At 66.5% G+C, this 15994-nt stretch carries 17 protein-coding genes; 10 read left to right on the forward strand and 7 right to left on the reverse strand.

Annotated features, from left to right (window positions below):
• Window positions 1-81 precede the first annotated feature (81 nt).
• The 3 genes from AC1M2K_RS09840 to AC1M2K_RS09850 all read left to right on the forward strand — a co-directional run bounded on the left by AC1M2K_RS09840 (window position 82) and on the right by AC1M2K_RS09850 (window position 2020).
• Window positions 82-546, forward strand: coding sequence for a cupin domain-containing protein (locus tag AC1M2K_RS09840; RefSeq protein WP_480240859.1), 465 nt, complete (start codon window positions 82-84; stop codon window positions 544-546).
• Window positions 543-944 (forward strand): DUF1304 domain-containing protein, encoded by a 402-nt coding sequence (locus tag AC1M2K_RS09845; RefSeq protein WP_480240860.1) that lies wholly within the window; start codon window positions 543-545, stop codon window positions 942-944. The genes AC1M2K_RS09840 and AC1M2K_RS09845 overlap by 4 nt, the downstream gene beginning before the upstream one ends.
• Before the next feature lie 98 nt (window positions 945-1042).
• Window positions 1043-2020 carry a DMT family transporter gene (locus AC1M2K_RS09850; RefSeq protein WP_480240861.1) on the forward strand — a complete coding sequence of 326 codons (978 nt, stop codon included), beginning with the start codon at window positions 1043-1045 and terminating at the stop codon, window positions 2018-2020.
• Here AC1M2K_RS09850 and AC1M2K_RS09855 read toward each other — a convergent pair.
• Both AC1M2K_RS09855 and msrB read right to left on the reverse strand, forming a co-directional pair.
• Entirely contained in the window at window positions 2007-2540 is a 534-nt protein-coding gene (locus tag AC1M2K_RS09855) for a nitroreductase family protein (RefSeq protein WP_480237277.1), read from the reverse strand. The two genes, AC1M2K_RS09850 and AC1M2K_RS09855, sit on opposite strands and share 14 nt — an antisense overlap.
• A 1-nt stretch (window position 2541) precedes the next feature.
• Window positions 2542-2943, reverse strand: a complete 402-nt coding sequence (gene msrB / locus AC1M2K_RS09860; protein ID WP_480237276.1) for a peptide-methionine (R)-S-oxide reductase MsrB — start codon at window positions 2941-2943, stop codon at window positions 2542-2544.
• A 199-nt stretch (window positions 2944-3142) separates the two neighbouring features.
• Between msrB and AC1M2K_RS09865 the strand changes: the two genes are divergently transcribed.
• From AC1M2K_RS09865 to groL, 4 genes are all read left to right on the forward strand, one after another.
• Window positions 3143-3430, forward strand: a complete 288-nt coding sequence (locus tag AC1M2K_RS09865) for a DUF3263 domain-containing protein (RefSeq protein ID WP_480237275.1) — start codon at window positions 3143-3145, stop codon at window positions 3428-3430.
• A gap of 81 nt (window positions 3431-3511) precedes the next feature.
• A complete protein-coding gene (locus AC1M2K_RS09870; RefSeq protein ID WP_480237274.1) occupies window positions 3512-4081 on the forward strand; it encodes a LytR C-terminal domain-containing protein in 570 nt (189 codons plus the stop codon).
• A 256-nt stretch (window positions 4082-4337) separates the two neighbouring features.
• Window positions 4338-4541 carry a cold-shock protein gene (locus AC1M2K_RS09875; RefSeq protein ID WP_480237273.1) on the forward strand — a complete coding sequence of 68 codons (204 nt, stop codon included), beginning with the start codon at window positions 4338-4340 and terminating at the stop codon, window positions 4539-4541.
• Window positions 4542-4759: 218 nt separating this feature from the next.
• Entirely contained in the window at window positions 4760-6379 is a 1620-nt protein-coding gene (gene groL, locus AC1M2K_RS09880) for a chaperonin GroEL (RefSeq protein ID WP_480240862.1), read from the forward strand.
• An 81-nt stretch (window positions 6380-6460) separates the two neighbouring features.
• Here groL and AC1M2K_RS09885 read toward each other — a convergent pair whose 3' ends face one another.
• The 3 genes from AC1M2K_RS09885 to AC1M2K_RS09895 all read right to left on the reverse strand — a co-directional run bounded on the left by AC1M2K_RS09885 (window position 6461) and on the right by AC1M2K_RS09895 (window position 9317).
• Window positions 6461-6751 carry a WXG100 family type VII secretion target gene (locus AC1M2K_RS09885; RefSeq protein WP_480237271.1) on the reverse strand — a complete coding sequence of 97 codons (291 nt, stop codon included), beginning with the start codon at window positions 6749-6751 and terminating at the stop codon, window positions 6461-6463.
• Window positions 6752-6890: 139 nt separating this feature from the next.
• On the reverse strand, window positions 6891-8612 hold the full coding sequence (locus tag AC1M2K_RS09890) for a sensor histidine kinase (protein WP_480240863.1): 1722 nt from the start codon (window positions 8610-8612) through the stop codon (window positions 6891-6893).
• A 15-nt stretch (window positions 8613-8627) separates the two neighbouring features.
• Window positions 8628-9317: a response regulator transcription factor gene (locus tag AC1M2K_RS09895; RefSeq protein ID WP_108391630.1), complete on the reverse strand. Its 690-nt coding sequence runs from the start codon at window positions 9315-9317 to the stop codon at window positions 8628-8630.
• A 138-nt stretch (window positions 9318-9455) separates the two neighbouring features.
• Here AC1M2K_RS09895 and AC1M2K_RS09900 point away from each other — a divergent pair, with 138 nt between their 5' ends.
• From AC1M2K_RS09900 to AC1M2K_RS09910, 3 genes are read left to right on the forward strand one after another with little or no spacing between them, the layout of a single operon-like run.
• Window positions 9456-10709 carry an NAD(P)/FAD-dependent oxidoreductase gene (locus AC1M2K_RS09900; protein ID WP_480240864.1) on the forward strand — a complete coding sequence of 418 codons (1254 nt, stop codon included), beginning with the start codon at window positions 9456-9458 and terminating at the stop codon, window positions 10707-10709.
• Between the two features lie 24 nt (window positions 10710-10733).
• Window positions 10734-11657 carry a dihydropteroate synthase gene (gene folP, locus AC1M2K_RS09905; RefSeq protein ID WP_480237268.1) on the forward strand — a complete coding sequence of 308 codons (924 nt, stop codon included), beginning with the start codon at window positions 10734-10736 and terminating at the stop codon, window positions 11655-11657.
• The gene (locus tag AC1M2K_RS09910; protein WP_480240865.1) at window positions 11650-12411 is read left to right on the forward strand and encodes a pyrimidine reductase family protein; all 762 of its coding nucleotides are present in this window, start codon (window positions 11650-11652) and stop codon (window positions 12409-12411) included. The genes folP and AC1M2K_RS09910 overlap by 8 nt, the downstream gene beginning before the upstream one ends.
• A gap of 4 nt (window positions 12412-12415) precedes the next feature.
• Here the strand turns inward: AC1M2K_RS09910 and AC1M2K_RS09915 are convergent, their stop codons facing one another.
• Window positions 12416-14056: a DNA repair helicase XPB gene (locus AC1M2K_RS09915; protein ID WP_480237266.1), complete on the reverse strand. Its 1641-nt coding sequence runs from the start codon at window positions 14054-14056 to the stop codon at window positions 12416-12418.
• 45 nt (window positions 14057-14101) lie between these two features.
• On the reverse strand, window positions 14102-15982 hold the full coding sequence (locus tag AC1M2K_RS09920) for a helicase-associated domain-containing protein (protein WP_480240866.1): 1881 nt from the start codon (window positions 15980-15982) through the stop codon (window positions 14102-14104).
• Between the last annotated feature and the right edge of the window lie 12 nt (window positions 15983-15994).

The following is a 15994-nucleotide window of genomic DNA, read 5'->3' on the forward strand; positions in this document are numbered from 1 at the left end:
TTATTCCACCGGATCTCCCTACCCGTCATTCCCTGAATTCTGGGATCGACGGTGGAGAATCAGGCTTCTAGCGTTGGCACCATGTCCTCTTCAGTTCAATACCTTCAGCCGGGTGACGGCGCTGAGCTGCGCGCTCCTGACGCCACCCTGACCGTCAAAGTGGACAGCGACCACACCGACGGTTCCTACGAAGTCTTCGAGATCGATGCTCCCAGGCAAGAGCCGACGCCCCTTCACCGCACGGGCTGGGCAAAGACCTACTACGTCCTTCAGGGCCGGATGGTCGTCCAGGTGGATGAGGAGGGGTTCGACCTCGGACCGGGGTCATCGATCGCCATTCCCTCCGGTGCTCTCCACACGTTCACGGCCCTGACTCCGTCCGTCAGGTTCCTGGTGTTCAGTCTCACCGCCGCCATGGGGCGGTTCCACGCCGACCTGGACGCGTCCGTCCCGTCCGGGCGTCCGCTCGCGGACTCGATGCAGGACATCCGGAGAGTCCTCAGCCGTCACGACGTGACCATGAGCGATACGGACGCGTTCCGATGAACTGGCTGGTGTGGGTGTTCGCATCGCTGGCCGCGGCGCTCCACATCCTTGTCTTCGTCTGGGAGGCTCTGGTGTTCGAACGGCCTGGGGTCTACCGGCGCATTTTCTCCACGCCTGCCCAGGACGTCCCGGCTGTTCGGCTTTGGGCATTCGGTGTCGGTTTCTACAACCTGTTCCTCGGACTCGGCACGATCGCCGGACTGATCGCCTGGAGCGCCGGCAACGAACCGGTCGGCAGGACGCTGGTGATCTACACCTGCCTGTTCATGTTCCTGTCCGGTCTTGTCCTGCTCGTCGCCGACCGCATGGCGCTCAGCCGTCCGCGAGGGACCGGCATCGGAGGCGCCATCGGCCAGAGCACCCCCGCTCTCATCGCGCTGATCGGCGCCGTCATCTGAATCCGGCCACTCCGGGCTGTTACAACGCGGTCGCTGGAGCGACCAAGATGGAGGGGGGACGCCGATCGGGTACGTTCCGTCTGAGGCGCAGGAGGTCAATGTCGATGCGGAACGACCCCGCCGCGAGCAGGAACACGGCCCACGGCCGGGTACCCACGTGGCTCGCCGTCACCCTCGCCGCGATCTGCGGAGCGCTCGCCGCGGTGCAGACCCGGCTGAACGGTGCCCTCGGCGTCGCGCTCGGCGACGGGTTCGTGGCGGCCGCCATCTCGTTCGGTTCCGGGCTTCTCATCCTCACCGTCTGCATGGTGTTCGTCCGCAGTGGCAGGGTGGGTCTCGGTAAGGTCTCCCGCGCCCTCCGGAACGGCAGCATGCCGTGGTGGACCGTTCTCGGCGGCCTCTCCGGCGCTTTCCTCGTGCTCTCCCAGGGCATCGCGGGTGCCGTGGTCGGAGTCGCCCTGTTCAGCGTCGCCCTTGTGGCCGGGCAGACCGTGTCAGGACTGATCCTCGACAGGATCGGGTTCGGGCCGCACGGAAAAGTGCCCAGCACGTGGCCAAGGCTCGTCGGTGCCGGCCTCACCATCGTCGCCGTCGTGTGGTCGGTGTCCGGTCAGGTCGGTGGTTCCGTCCCGCTCTGGATGCTCGCGATGCCGCTCGTCGCCGGATTCGGAACCGGCTGGCAGTCTGCCGTCAACGGCAGGGTCAGGGCACGCGCGAAAAGCGCCTTTTCGGCCACGTTCATCAATTTCGTCGTGGGAACGGCAGCCCTCGTCGCCGTGATGCTCGTGCGTGCAGGATTCGTCGGCTGGCCCGACCGGCTGCCGACCGAACCGCTGCTCTACCTCGGCGGAGCGATCGGCTGCATCTTCATCGGTGTCAATGCATACCTCGTCGCTCACACCGGCGTCCTGATCCTCGGACTCGGCACTGTTGCGGGGCAGCTCGTCGGTTCCGTCCTGATCGACGCCGTCGCGCCGGGCGGCGCCGGGCTGGGATTCGCGACGGTCGGCGGAGCAGTGCTCGCCCTCGTCGCGGTGGCCGTGGCGACGATCAGGCGGCGGCCTACAGCTCGGTGATGAACTTCTCGGCGTCGATCATTCTGCGGTGGCCCGGCTTCACCTTCTCAGGGATGCCGCCGACGTAGAGCCAGCCGAGCAGCTCCTCGTTCCTCGCGAGCTTGTGCATCTTGCGGACGGGCTTCGACCGCGTGTAGTGACCGCTGCGCCAGAACACACCCCAGCCGGCATCGTGCAGGAGCAGGCTGAGAGTGTGTGCGACTCCCGATGCGACGGTCTCCTGTTCCCAGACCGGGACTTTTCCGCTCTTCTTCACGCTCACGACGATCGCGATGAGCAGCGAGGCGCGGAGCGGCTTCGTCGACGGCTTGTCGTCACCCTCCGCCTTGGCGATGGCCTTGCCGAGCTTGTGGCGAGCGTTCCCGCGCAACTCGATCAACCGCCATGGGCGGAGGGCACTGTGATCGGCCACACGGGCGGATGCCGCGACGAGCGGGAGAAGCTCCTCATGCGTCGGGGCATCCTCCGTCACCTTCGACCAGGACCTGCGTCCGGCGACGATGTCGATGAGATCCGGCACGTTACTCGGCCGGGGCGAAGTTCAGCGAGAGCGAGTTCATGCAGTAGCGGTCACCGGTCGGGGTGCCGAAACCGTCATCGAACACGTGACCGAGGTGTGAGTCGCAGGTGGCACAACGGACCTCGGTGCGCACCATACCGAGCGAGTTGTCCTCGATCAGCTTGACGGCCTCTGGCCGGACCGACTCGTAGAAGCTCGGCCAGCCGCAGCCGGAGTCGAACTTCGTGCCGCTCTTGAAAAGTTCGGCGCCACAGGCGGCACAGGTGTAGAGGCCTGCGCGGCCTTCGTCGAGAAGCTCACCCGTCCACGGACGCTCGGTCGCTCCTTCACGCAGCACCGCGTACTGCTCGCTGCTCAGGGTCTCGCGCCACTCTTCGTTGCTCTTGTTCACTGGCTGGGTCATGGGTCGTACTCCTCACGGATAGATCTTGCGTCTTATCTAACCGGTTCGGAGCCGGTCATGTTCCCTGCTGTGGCTCAGGCTGGGGAAACACTGAGTAATCATCGTGGCCGACGCGCGCGGTTGAGCGTTTCTTCAGCACCGCCCGCATTAGTATGGCGACACGGCCAGAGTCAGGTTGAGATTCGAGCGGTGGTGGACGATGAGCGGAAAGCCGGACAGATCGGCGCACGGACACGCGGATGCCCTCGACGAACGTGACCTCGCCATCCTCGACTTCGAGAACCAGTGGTGGCAGCACGCCGGGCTGAAGGAAGAGGCGATTCGTTCCACGTTCTCGTTCTCGCCCACCCGGTACTATCAATTGTTGGGCGTTCTCATCGATTCGCCCGCCGCCCTCGTGCACGATCCCCTTCTGGTCAAGCGTCTCCAGCGACTGCGAGACACCCGGCAGGCCGCACGGCGGGCGCGAGCCCGAAATGCGGACTGAGACCAGCGGTCAGCGCACTCGGGCGCCGGATCACCGCCGTTCACACCCGCACGCGACCGCAGAGGACTCCAGAGCACCGATATGGCTCACCATTACGCCAAGGACAGGTTCGACGAGGTCCCCGCTGATTTGAAGCGCGTCGGCGCGCACCGCGCCCCTGTCCGTCCAGGACGGAGCTGGTTCGTCTTCCTCTGGTCTGCACTGGCCGTGATCGTCCTCGTGGCCGGCGGGATCGTGGGCTTGAACCTGCTCGGTGATCGCATCAACTTCGTCGACACATCCACGCCTGCCGCGACGACACCGACCCCCACTGAGACCCCCACCGCCGCCCCGACGATCGACCCGAACTCCATGGTCACCGTCCTCAACGGAACCGAGACGAGGGGGCTCGCCACGCAGGCCATCGAGCAGCTGAACGCCGCGGGCTGGACCCAGAGCATCACCCCCGGCAGCGCATCGGCAACGGACGTGGCGACCACGACCGTGTACTACGAGGACCCGACACAGGAGGGCGCAGCGCGCGGTCTTGCCCAAGACCTCGGAATCGGGAGCATCCAGCTGTCGACGCAGTTCCAGATCCCCGTCGGTGAGGGCGAAGAGCCGATCCTCCAGATCACCGTCGTGCTCGGCGCGGACTACGCCGCGGCGTAGGACCCAGGTCGGTGGCCGCCGCGTCATGTTTCGGCCCTGTTTCCCGCGTGTTGAGAGGGTGGAAACTCCCGGAAGTCCGGCGCAAACTCCTGTTGGAAGCACCGATTCCCTCGCTAGTATCTGGAACTGGTCAAACATTGTGCTCCATCGCACCAGCCTTCCAGGCAGACGACGGTCGGCACGATCGCCGGGCCTTGGTGCGGCAGACCCGGGTGGGCGCCTGCCTGCACGAGGAACACAGCAATGGGAGTAACACATGGCGAACGGGACCGTGAAGTGGTTCAACGCTGAGAAGGGCTACGGCTTCATCACTGTCGATGGCGATGGGCAGGACGTCTTCGTCCACTATTCCGCCATCGACGTGGGTGGGTACAAGTCGCTTGAAGAAGGCCAGCAGGTGAGCTTCGAGATCGGTACAGGGGCGAAGGGACCGCAGGCGGAGGCCGTGCGACCAGCCTGAGCCACCACTCGATCCGTCACGACGCCGTCCGCGCATCCGCGGGCGGCGTCGTGCTGTTCCTGCAGGCCGCGCTGCTGTCGGTTCCGCGTCCGGCGTAACCTCAGCGCCCCGACCTGTTGAGCTTGCACTCGCAGGTGCAGAGTGCCAGAATCGTGTTAGCACTCGCATTCGTTGAGTGCTAACTACGTTCATCACGTCCGGGAGGGACGAAAAACCACATGGCAAAAATCATTGCTTTTGACGAGGAAGCCCGCCGCGGCCTCGAGCGCGGCCTGAACATTCTGGCTGACACTGTCAAGGTCACGCTTGGCCCCCGCGGTCGCAACGTTGTCCTTGAGAAGAAGTGGGGCGCCCCCACGATCACCAACGATGGTGTGTCCATCGCCAAGGAGATCGAGCTCGACGACCCGTACGAGAAGATCGGCGCAGAGCTGGTCAAGGAGGTCGCCAAGAAGACCGACGACGTCGCGGGCGACGGCACGACCACCGCAACCGTTCTGGCTCAGGCCCTCGTCCGCGAAGGCCTGCGCAACGTCGCAGCCGGCGCTGACCCGATCTCGCTGAAGCGTGGCATCGAAAAGGCCACCGCTGCGGTCATCGAAGAGCTCATCGCCAACGCGAAAGAGGTCGAGACCAAGGAAGAGATCGCGGCAACCGCCTCCATCTCGGCCGGCGACTCAGAAATCGGCGCGATCATCGCCGAGGCGATCGACAAGGTCGGCAAGGAAGGCGTCGTCACCGTCGAGGAGTCGAACACGTTCGGCACCGAGCTCGAGCTGACCGAGGGAATGCGCTTCGACAAGGGATTCCTGTCGGCATACTTCGTCACCGACCCCGATCGCCAGGAAGCCGTGTTCGAGGACCCATACATCCTCATCGCGAACTCCAAGATCTCCAGCATCAAGGATCTGCTCCCGATCGTCGACCAGGTCATCCAGTCGGGCAAGCAGCTCCTCATCATCGCTGAGGACGTCGACGGCGAAGCCCTCGCCACCCTCGTCGTGAACAAGATCCGCGGCATCTTCAAGTCGGTCGCCGTCAAGGCACCTGGCTTCGGAGACCGTCGCAAGGCTCAGCTGCAGGACATCGCGATCCTCACCGGCGGACAGGTCATCTCGGAAGAGGTCGGCCTCAAGCTCGAGAACGTCACGCTCGACCTTCTCGGCCGTGCACGCAAGGTCGTCATCACCAAGGACGAGACCACCATCGTCGAAGGTGCCGGCGACACCGACCAGATCGCGGGCCGCGTCGCCCAGATCCGCAAGGAGATCGAGAACACCGACAGCGACTACGACCGCGAGAAGCTGCAGGAGCGCCTGGCCAAGCTGGCCGGCGGTGTTGCGGTCATCAAGGCCGGAGCAGCGACCGAGGTCGAGCTCAAGGAGCGCAAGCACCGCATCGAGGACGCCGTCCGTAACGCGAAGGCTGCCGTCGAAGAGGGCATCGTCGCCGGTGGTGGCGTTGCGCTCATCCAGGCTGGCAAGACCGCATTCGAGAAGCTGTCGCTCTCGGGTGACGAGGCAACCGGCGCGAACATCGTCAAGGTCGCCATCGACGCTCCGCTCAAGCAGATCGCGCTGAACGCCGGCCTCGAGCCGGGTGTTGTGGCCGACAAGGTCCGCAACCTGCCCGTCGGACACGGCCTCAACGCCGCGACCGGTGAGTACGTCGACATGCTCGCTGCAGGCATCAACGACCCGGTGAAGGTCACCCGCTCGGCGCTGCTCAACGCATCGTCGATCGCCGGACTGTTCCTCACCACCGAGGCCGTCGTCGCCGACAAGCCGGAGAAGAACCCGGCTCCGGCCGGCGACCCGACCGGTGGCATGGACTTCTAGGTCCGAACAACGCGTTTCAGACAGCGGGGCGTCTCCTTCGGGAGGCGCCCCGCTGTCGTCGTCTCGGCCTGTGGGCCGTGATCAGACCCGGAACAGGTCGGTGTTCGACCGCTCGATCTCCTGGTACTGCGCACCGGCCCTCGCCAGTGCCGTATTGATGTGCACAGCGCTCTCCTCGACCCGCCGCTGCGTGCCGCGCCAGTCGGCCACGACGCCCTGGAAGGCGTTGGCTGCCTCGCCCGTCCACGACGACTGAAGTTCGGTCAACTGGTGCATCATCGCGTTGACCTCTCCCTGGATCGTCTCGATGCGCGCGCGGACCGAGCCCGTCGTGCCCATCACGATGTCGCTGTCGACCTGGTACCTGGTCATGGCTCTCTCCTCGCCTGCGGATGCTCACTGGCGGCATCCGTCGCGGCCGACGGTAGCCGCCTGATCTGCGGTAGACGGAGGGCTGATGCGCGCAGGGGAGAAGCTGTGCCGCGTTTCGGGCTGTGGAGGAGGTGCCTCGTCAGCCGGCGGTGGCGGGCTGGACGGCGGCTGTGTCGGCAGAGCCGGCAAGCGGAAGCTCGATACGGAACGTCGCCCCACCGCCCGGGGTCTCTGACACGCTCACCGTGCCGTTGTGGGCGGCGACGATGGACGAGACGATGGCGAGGCCGAGGCCTGACCCGCCGGTTTCGCGCGTGCGCGAGCTGTCTGCTCGCCAGAAACGCTGGAAGATCTTCTCCCGGATCTGCGGAGGGACGCCTTCGCCGTGGTCGATGACCGCGATGGTCGCCTTGCCGGTGTGTCTGTTCGCAGAGACACCGATCTCGAGCGGGCTGTTCTCCGGAGTGAAACGGAGAGCGTTGCCGACGAGGTTGGTGACGACCTGTCGGAGCTTGTTCTCCTCGGCGAGAACGATGGCAGGGACCTCTGGGCGCTGCCCGGGCGGAAGCATGAGATCGGAGTGCACGGTCAGCTTGTCGGCGGGATCCGACTGCCGACGCGGTCGGCGACGCAGACGGGCGAGGGTGGCGCCGGCGAAAGCGATCGGGCCGGTTGCCGTCGTCGTCTCATCGTCGTCGGGCTGCGGGCGGGTCACCGTCGGTGACGGCACGGTGTCCTCTGTCGTGGGTTCAGGCACGAAGTCCGGAACAGGCGGGTGATCGACGACAACGGTCACGGTGCGGCGCGGAGATGACGCATTCGCGTCGAGCGCGGCATCCCTGGCGATGGGGGAGAGGTCCACAGGCGTGAGGACCATCGGCCGGGTCTCGTCGAGTCGGGCGAGTTCGAGCAGGTCCTCGACGAGGCCGCCCATGCGGATTGCTTCCTTCTCGATTCGGTCCATCGCCTGGCGGAGGTCGTCGGAGTTCTGGAGTGCCCCCATCCGGTACAACTCGGCGTAACCGCGCACGGTCACGAGAGGGGTGCGCAGTTCATGGCTGGCATCGCCGACGAACCGGCGCATCTGGTCGATGGTGCGGGCACGGTCGGAGAACGCTTTGTCGATGCGGGCGAGCATCGTGTTGAGGGAACGGTTGAGTCTACCGACCTCGGTGTTCGGGGTAGCGACGGCGAGCCGCTGGCTGAAGTCACCGTCGGCGATGGCCGCAGCGGTGTGTTCGACCTCGCGGAGCGGGTGGAACGTGCTCGTCACGAGCAACCGGGTGAGCAGGGCCCCGATGATGATCACGCCGAGACCGAGGCCGAAGAAGATCGTCAGGTAGGTGGCGATGATCTGTTCGGTCTCCCGCATCGAGATCGCGACGAGGACGACGCCGATGTCGCCCTGGTCGTTCCACTGATACGGAACGACGACAGCGTGGTACGTCGTCTTGTGGTCCAGGCTGTGGATCTCGAAGACGTAGTCCCGCTTCACGGCATCCGACAGCTGGAAATTTGTGGCGATCGCCGGCAGGGACCGCTCCGGTTTGTCCTGCCAGGTAGCCGCCCGCAGCTGCCCGTCAGGGTCGTAGATCGCGGTGAAGTAGTCGGAGGACGTGGAGTCCTTGACCATGTCGCCCATGTCGTCGGCACTGTCGGCATCAAGGAATCCCGGTGGAACGGGGGACTGCGCGGTGGAGACGAGGTCGGAGTCGACCTTGCTGATGAGCGCGGGGCGCAGCATCACGACGGTTCCGACACCTGCGACGAGCAACCCGAAGGTGAGGACGAGCACGGTCACGCCGGTGATCTTCGTGCGCAGTGAAATCGCGTTCCACCACTCGGCTACTGGATCGTGCATCTACCCGTATTCGGTCTACGCCTTCGCTGTCTTCAGCATGTAGCCGAATCCGCGCTTGGTCTGGATGAGCGGTTCAGTCGAGAACTGGTCCAGCTTGCGTCGCAAGTAAGAGATGTAGCTCTCGACGATGCCTGCGTCCCCGTTGAAGTCGTACTCCCAGACATGGTCAAGGATCTGGGCCTTGCTGAGCACCCGGTTGGGGTTCAGCATGAGGTACCGCAGAAGCTTGAACTCCGTGGGGCTCAACTCGATCGGCGTTTCGCCGACGAGAACCTCATGGGTGTCCTGATCCATGGTGAGTTCGCCTGCGCGGATGACGGCATCCTCATCAGCATGCATCGTTCGCCTGAGGATTGCCTTGATGCGGGCGACGATCTCGTCGAGGCTGAACGGCTTCGTGACGTAATCGTCACCACCGACGGTCAGGCCCATGATCTTGTCCTCGGTGTCGTCCTTGGCGGTGAGGAAGAGGATGGGCGCGGTGTAGCCGGCGGAACGGAGGCGTTTGGTGACGCCGAATCCGTTCATGTCGGGGAGCATGACGTCGAGAATGATCAGGTCAGGCTCTTCTTCCAGGACGGCCGAGATGGCCTGGGCGCCGTTTCCGACGGCTCGCACGGCGAAGCCGGCGAAGCGGAGGCTCGTGGTGAGCAGGTCGCGGATGTTCGGTTCGTCATCGACGATGAGAATGCGTGGTCCAGTCATGGCTCCAGTATCTGCGTGTTGCCTGAGATGTTCCTGAGCGTCCGCGGTGCGGGGTTCGAGCGAATCCGATTCGGACGCTGGACGGCGCCCGGTGAGCGTCCTAGGGTCGCAAGTAGACCATCGAGAAAGCGGGATCCCATGTCTCAGCTGGATCACCACCACCCGGATTCGTCCGGAGGAATCGTCATCATCGGAGCGGGCCTCGCCGGCGCCACCGCGGCGGAAGCGCTCCGTCAGGAGGGCTTCACCGGCGACATCCATCTGGTCGCTGGCGAGAAGCACCATCCGTACATCCGCCCTCCTCTCTCCAAGGACGTGCTCACCGGGAAGGCCGGCAGGGAGACCGCCTTCATCCACGACGACGGCTGGTACGCGGATTCGGCCGTGGACCTCATCGTCGGGGACGCGGCAACCGCCATCGACCGTGCCGGTCACCTGGTCACTCTCGCATCGGGCAGGACGCTGCCGTACCGGCGGCTGCTGCTCTCGACCGGGGCGGTCCCTCGACGGCTCGACGTGCCGGGTTCCCACCTCGATGGCATCCGTTACCTGCGCACCATCGACGACTCCGATCTCCTCAAGGACGACCTCGCCTCCGGCGGGAAAAAGGTCGTCAGCGTCGGCTCGGGCTGGATCGGCCTCGAAGTGACCGCGGCCGCCAGGGGCTACGGCAACGAGGTCACCGTCGTCTCCCCGGGCTCCGTTCCGCTCGCTTCAGCCCTCGGCGACGAGCTCGGCCGGCAGTTCCAGCGCCTCCACGTCGAACACGGCGTCACCTTCGCGATGGAAACAGGGGTGACCGGTTTCACCGGCGCCGAGGGGAGAGTCACCGGTGTACTGACGGACGACGGAGACACGATCCCTGCCGACCTCGTCGTCGTCGGCATCGGAGCGACCCCCTCTGTCGACCTCGCCAGGGCTGCCGGACTGGACGTGGACGGAGGAATCGTCGTCGACGCGGCCCTCAGGACCGCGGATCCGGCCGTCTTCGCCGCCGGTGACGTTGCGAACGCGTGGCATCCCACCCTCGAGGCACGTCTCCGCAGCGAGCACTGGGCGAACGCTCTCGACCAGGGCAAGGCGGTCGCCGGGTCCATGCTCGGCCAGCCTCTGTCGTACGACAAGGTCCCGTATTTCTACACCGACCAGTACGACCTCGGCATGGAGTACGCCGGCTTCTTCCCGCTCGCGCTCGGTGCCGATGTCATCTACCGGGGTGACGTCGACGGTCGCGAGTTCGTCGCGTTCTGGATGCGTGATGGTCGCGTCGTCGCCGGGATGAACGTCAACGTCTGGGATGTCAACGACGACATCAGGGCACTCGTCCGGTCCGGGCGTACCGTCGATGCCGGCCGGCTCGCCGATCCGAGCGTGGCCATCGGCGATCTCTGATCGCCGTGCGGCACGATAAACGGTATGACTGAATCCCGGCCGACCTCGGCCATCGGCTCCCCGCCCCTCATCTCACCTGTGCGCACGATCGGGGCGCACACCTTCGACTTCTCCCGCCGGGTCGCTGTCATGGCGGTCGTCAACCGCACGCCGGACTCGTTCTACGACAGGGGCAGCACGTTCGCGTTCGACTCCGCGGTCGCGGCAGCGCTTCAGGCCGTTGCAGACGGGGCAGACATCATCGACATCGGCGGGGCGCCATTTGCGCCGGGACCCGAGTTGCCCGTCGCCGACGAAATCGACCGGGTGGTGCCGGTCATCGCGGCCGTCCGGGCGGCATCCGATGTCGTCATCTCCGTCGACACCTTCCAGCCGGAGGTGGCGCGCAGGAGTATCGAGGCCGGTGCCGATCTGATCAACGACACCACAGGGCTGCGTGACCCGGAGATGGCCCGGGTGCTCGCCGACAGCGCCGCCGGGGTCGTTCTCACCCACAGCCTCGCCGAACCGCGGACGCCGTTCGCCCGACCCGCATACGCGGACGTGGTCGCAGAAGTCGCCGCCTTCCTGGCCGGGCAGGTGGAGGTGGCGCTCGCCGCAGGCATTCCCGCCGATCGCATCATCGTGGACCCCGGACACGACCTCAACAAGAACACGCTGCACTCGCTCGAACTGACCCGCCGGTTCGGTGAGATCGCGGCCCTGGGCTATCCGGCGCTCGCCGCCGTCTCCAACAAGGATTTCATCGGAGAGACCCTCGACAGGGACCGGGGCGACCGCGTCGACGGATCCCTCGCTGCAGCAGTCGTCGCGATCGTGAACGGCGCGAGGCTCATCCGCATGCACAACGTCCGCCCGGCCGTCGATGCCGCGAGGATGACCGAGGCCATCCTCGGCTTCCGCGAACCCGCGTACCTTCGGCACAACATGGGAGAGCGCAATGACTGAGCCCGCGATCGCCCTGCTCCAGGCGGGTGGTGCAGACCTCAGCGACGAGGACATCCTCGCCCTGTACTCGGTGGCAGACCGTGCCGTGCCGTGGGCCAGGGTCAACTTCATCTCCAGCATCGACGGAGCGGCCACGTCCGGTGGGCTGTCAGCAGGGCTCGGCTCCCCGGCGGACCTTCGCGTCTTCGACCTGCTTCGCCGCCTGTGCGACGTCGTCGTTGTCGGGGCGGGAACGGTCCGGGCGGAGGGCTACGGCCCGATGCGCCTCGACTCTCCCGCGGCCGCCTGGCGGCTCGCGCACGGTCTGGCCGAGCATCCGGTCTTCGCCATCGTCTCAGCAGGGCTCGACCTGGATCCCGGGTCCCCGATCTTCACCGAGGCGCCGGTGCGACCCATCGTCGTCACGGTGGAAGACGCCCCGGGTGTGCGGGTCGACGCGCTCTCGGCTGTCGCAGACGTCCTCACGGCGGGTGAGTCGTCGGTCGACACCGCGAGGATGCGTGCGCTGCTGTCAGAGCGCGGTCTGCGTCAGGTGCACTGCGAGGGCGGTCCGAGCCTGTTCGCGGATCTGCTCAGGGACGACGCCGTCGACGAAGTATGCCTGACCATCGGTCCGGGTCTCGAGGGCCCGGGGGCGCCGCGGATCGTGGCCGGGCAGCCCATCGACATCCGTCGCCAGATGGACGTCGCCCATGTGCTCAGCAGCGAGGGGACGCTCCTGCTCCGCTATGTCCGGCCGGTCGGGGCGCACTGACCTGTCAGGCCGCCAGAGCGTGCGCGTCGAGGATCGTGTAGCTGTAACCCTGCTCGGCGAGGAACCGCTGGCGGTTCTGGGCGAAGTCCTGGTCGACGGTGTCGCGCGCGACGAGGGTGTAGAAGTTGGCGCTGAGGCCTGACTCCTTCGGGCGGAGCAGCCGACCGAGGCGCTGTGCCTCCTCCTGTCGTGAACCGAACGAGCCGGAGACCTGGATGGCGACGGTCGCCTCGGGAAGGTCGACGGAGAAGTTCGCCACCTTCGAGACGACGAGCACGGTGATCTCCCCGACCCGGAACGCCTGGAAGAGTCGTTCCCGTTCGTCGACGGGGGTGGCACCGGTCAGCTTCGGAGCGCCGAGGGCCTCGGCGAGCTCATCGATCTGGTCGAGGTACTGGCCGATCACCAGGATCCGCTCGCCCGGGTGCCGGGCGACGAGGTCGCGGACAACGTCGAGCTTCGCAGGGGCGGTCGCGGCCAGGCGGTACCGGTCATCGTCGGATGCCGCGGCATAGCTGAGCCGGTCAGACTGCGGAAGGTCGATGCGCACTTCGAAGCAGGATGCGGGGGAGATGAAGCCCTGTGCTTCGATCTCCTTCCACGGTGCGTCGAAGCGCTTCGGACCGATCAGGCTGAAGACGTCGCCCTCGCGACCATCCTCACGAACGAGGGTCGCAGTGAGGCCGAGACGGCGGCGGGCCTGCAGCTCGGCGGTGAGCTTGAACACCGGAGCGGGGAGCAGGTGCACCTCGTCGTAGACCACGAGGCCCCAGTCCATGGCGTCGAGGAGTGCGAGGTGGGCGTATTCGCCCTTCCGCCTGGCCGTGAGGATCTGGTAGGTCGCGATGGTGACCGGCTTGACCTCCTTGAGCTGCCCGGAGTACTCGCCGATCTCGTCCTCGGTGAGGCTCGTGCGCTTGAGCAGCTCGTCGCGCCACTGTCGCGCGGAGACGGTGTTGGTCACAAGGATGAGGGTGTTCGTCTTGGCGGTGGCCATCGCTCCGGCACCCACGAGGGTCTTGCCGGCGCCGCAGGGCAGAACGACGACGCCTGAACCGCCATCGAAGAAGTTGTCGACGGCCTTCTGCTGGTAGTCGCGGAGGTGCCAGTCGCCCTCGAGGAGGTCGATCTCGTGCGGGGTGCCTGGGGTGTAACCGGCGAGGTCCTCTGCCGGCCATCCGATCTTCACGAGTTCCTGCTTCAGCTGCCCGCGGGCCCACGGCTCGACGAGGTACGAATCCGGCGTCGGGTGGCCGATGAGCAGGGGAGCGATGCGCTTGGCGTGGGAGATCTCGGTGAGGACGGCTTCGTCGTGCGACTGGAGGACGAGTTCGCCGTCGTCGTTGCGTTCGATGACGAGGCGACCGTACCGGCCGACCGTTTCGGTGATGTCGATGGAGACCGTCGGCGGGATGGCGAATTTGGAGTACTTCTCCAGCGTCGCGAGCATGTCGGCGGAGTCGTGGCCCGCTGCGCGAGCGTTCCACAGTCCGAGCCGGGTGATCCGGTAGGTGTGGATGTGCTCAGGGGCGCGTTCGAGTTCCGCGAACACGGCCAGATCGTGTCTGGCGTCTTCGGCGAGGGGGTGGGCGACCTCGAGCAGTACGGTGCGGTCGCTTTGGACGATCAGGGGGCCATCAGACATAGCTAGCCAGCCTAGTCCGGTCGGCTGTGAAGTCGATGCGCGGCGTTACTTCAGCTCGAGGATGCTCGACAGCGGCAGTGTGCGTTCGATGTCTGCCTTCTTGTCCCGCCCGCGGAGGCGGCCGCCAGAAACGCCGGTCGGTTCGAGGACGAAATCGATCGGCCCTGAACGGGGAACCTGGACGGTCACGGTGACGGTCTGCTTGGCGCGGATCGCGGCGTCGAGCTGGCGGGCGATCCAGGCGAGGTCGGTTCCGCCGGAGACGTCGGCCTCTGCCTGTCGCAGGCGGGCGATGACGTCACCGTGGTCGACGACGACGGGAGCGGTGACCGGGTGCGCCACCCGACGGCGGCGCAGGCTCACGAGCTCTCCGTCTTCGGTTTCGGCTGCGACCGGGTACCGTGCGTCGCTCAGCGCCCAGAACACGACGTCGAATTCGAAACGGCTGAGCATCCGGTTGGTTCCCGAACGTCGCAGACCGAGCGAGCTCAGCGCCTGGTCGACGTCGAGCAGGCCGATGAGGGATGTGTCGTCCGACCGGACGTAGCTCCTCGCCTCGCTCGGGGAGGCGCCGGGGTGCGAATCGCTGAGCGGGCCGACCCGCACCGAACCGAACCTGGATGCGGCCTGCGAGATGAGGTAGTCCACGGGCTGCGGGATGCCGGTGAGTGACAGTGCCGAGAGGAACTCCAGCATCCCTTCGGCGGTCTCACCGGCGGACAGCGCCCGGTTGACGCTCTCGGCGCTCAACCGGTAGCTGAACGCCTGCGCACGGCCCTCGAGGTCGGCGAAGGCGCGGAGGCGCAGGTCCGTCGTCGGTTCGAGCGGCCCAGGCGCGATGATCGTCAGGTCGTGCTGCAGATACACCTGGCGAACGTGGGTGGGGAAGTGGGAAGACATCGCGGTCGCGGCGGCGGCGGCATCCGTTTCGAGGAGGATCCTGCCTGCAGTGCTCGGAACCTGTGTATCTGGGCTCGGACCGCTCGTGATGCCGAGCATCCTGGCCTGGTCGGTCACCCGCTGCACCTGGGCGTGGATCCAGTCGCCTCCGGCGGGGTAGAGCCACTGGGCGTACTCGTGCAGCGCGGCTCCCCATGACGAGCGTGTGCGTCCGCTGAGGACCTGTCTGACCTGCTGCGGGAGCGCGTCGAGCCAGGCCGCCGCGAGGATACGCCAGCGTTCGCCTGCCGTCCGGACCAGCCAGTCCTCTCCGGCGGGGGCGGTGAGCCACAGGCCGGGTTCGTGGCTGACGAGTTCGGCCCTGACCGTGAGGTCGAGGTAGGCATCGACGGTGGTGGCATCCACCTGCATGGCCATGGCCAGCCGTTTGCGTTCCGGAAGGGCCGGCCCGCCCTTGCCGAGCTCGCGGGCGGGGTTCACGAGGAGTTCGCTGAGCAGTTCGGCGCTCGCCGAGGTGGTCTGGAACGCCTGCTCGGCGGCGCTGAGGTCGGTGAGGGCTGCTGAGTCCTCCGGTTCGGCCGCTGGGAGGGCAGGGGGAGGAGTGGCGGCCAGGTGCGCGGCAACGGGGAGGTCGGGCGTTGCCCAGCCGGCCAGGACGGTGTCGACGGCGTCGATGGCGGCGAAACCGTCACCGACACGGGAAAGCAGTGCACGATCGGCGGCGAATGCGGCCCGTTCGGCGACGGATTCCGTGTCGACGGACTCCGCACCGAACGAGGTGAGGCGTGCGGCGAGGTCTGCGACCGAGAGGGGTTCGGGTGTCGCGACCGCGATCACGCTGAGGGTGGGCCGGTCGAGTCGTTGCAGCGCGCCGCGGATGCTTGCAGCGTCGAGGAGGATCTCTGCCAGGTCGAAGAAGTCCTGGACCCGCGCCTGGCTGGAGACCCGGCGTTCGGTGAGGAGACCCTCGATGGCCGCGTCGGAGAGCGCCCGAAGGCTTCCGGCGAGGGTCAGGATGTCAGTCATGGGCAGCCGGTT

The organism is Mycetocola sp. Y171 (genome assembly GCF_056713165.1).

Coding starts and splice junctions, on each gene's coding strand:
- msrB (WP_480237276.1), bottom strand. CDS start 2,943: ATGACCCAGCCAGTGAACAAGAGCAACGAAGAGTGGCGCGAGACCCTG.
- AC1M2K_RS09885 (WP_480237271.1), bottom strand. CDS start 6,751: ATGACCAGGTACCAGGTCGACAGCGACATCGTGATGGGCACGACGGGC.
- AC1M2K_RS09900 (WP_480240864.1), top strand. CDS start 9,456: ATGTCTCAGCTGGATCACCACCACCCGGATTCGTCCGGAGGAATCGTC.
- groL (WP_480240862.1), top strand. CDS start 4,760: ATGGCAAAAATCATTGCTTTTGACGAGGAAGCCCGCCGCGGCCTCGAG.
- AC1M2K_RS09920 (WP_480240866.1), bottom strand. CDS start 15,982: ATGACTGACATCCTGACCCTCGCCGGAAGCCTTCGGGCGCTCTCCGAC.
- AC1M2K_RS09850 (WP_480240861.1), top strand. CDS start 1,043: ATGTCGATGCGGAACGACCCCGCCGCGAGCAGGAACACGGCCCACGGC.
- folP (WP_480237268.1), top strand. CDS start 10,734: ATGACTGAATCCCGGCCGACCTCGGCCATCGGCTCCCCGCCCCTCATC.
- AC1M2K_RS09915 (WP_480237266.1), bottom strand. CDS start 14,056: ATGTCTGATGGCCCCCTGATCGTCCAAAGCGACCGCACCGTACTGCTC.
- AC1M2K_RS09840 (WP_480240859.1), top strand. CDS start 82: ATGTCCTCTTCAGTTCAATACCTTCAGCCGGGTGACGGCGCTGAGCTG.
- AC1M2K_RS09845 (WP_480240860.1), top strand. CDS start 543: ATGAACTGGCTGGTGTGGGTGTTCGCATCGCTGGCCGCGGCGCTCCAC.
- AC1M2K_RS09875 (WP_480237273.1), top strand. CDS start 4,338: ATGGCGAACGGGACCGTGAAGTGGTTCAACGCTGAGAAGGGCTACGGC.
- AC1M2K_RS09865 (WP_480237275.1), top strand. CDS start 3,143: ATGAGCGGAAAGCCGGACAGATCGGCGCACGGACACGCGGATGCCCTC.
- AC1M2K_RS09890 (WP_480240863.1), bottom strand. CDS start 8,612: ATGCACGATCCAGTAGCCGAGTGGTGGAACGCGATTTCACTGCGCACG.
- AC1M2K_RS09870 (WP_480237274.1), top strand. CDS start 3,512: ATGGCTCACCATTACGCCAAGGACAGGTTCGACGAGGTCCCCGCTGAT.
- AC1M2K_RS09910 (WP_480240865.1), top strand. CDS start 11,650: ATGACTGAGCCCGCGATCGCCCTGCTCCAGGCGGGTGGTGCAGACCTC.
- AC1M2K_RS09895 (WP_108391630.1), bottom strand. CDS start 9,317: ATGACTGGACCACGCATTCTCATCGTCGATGACGAACCGAACATCCGC.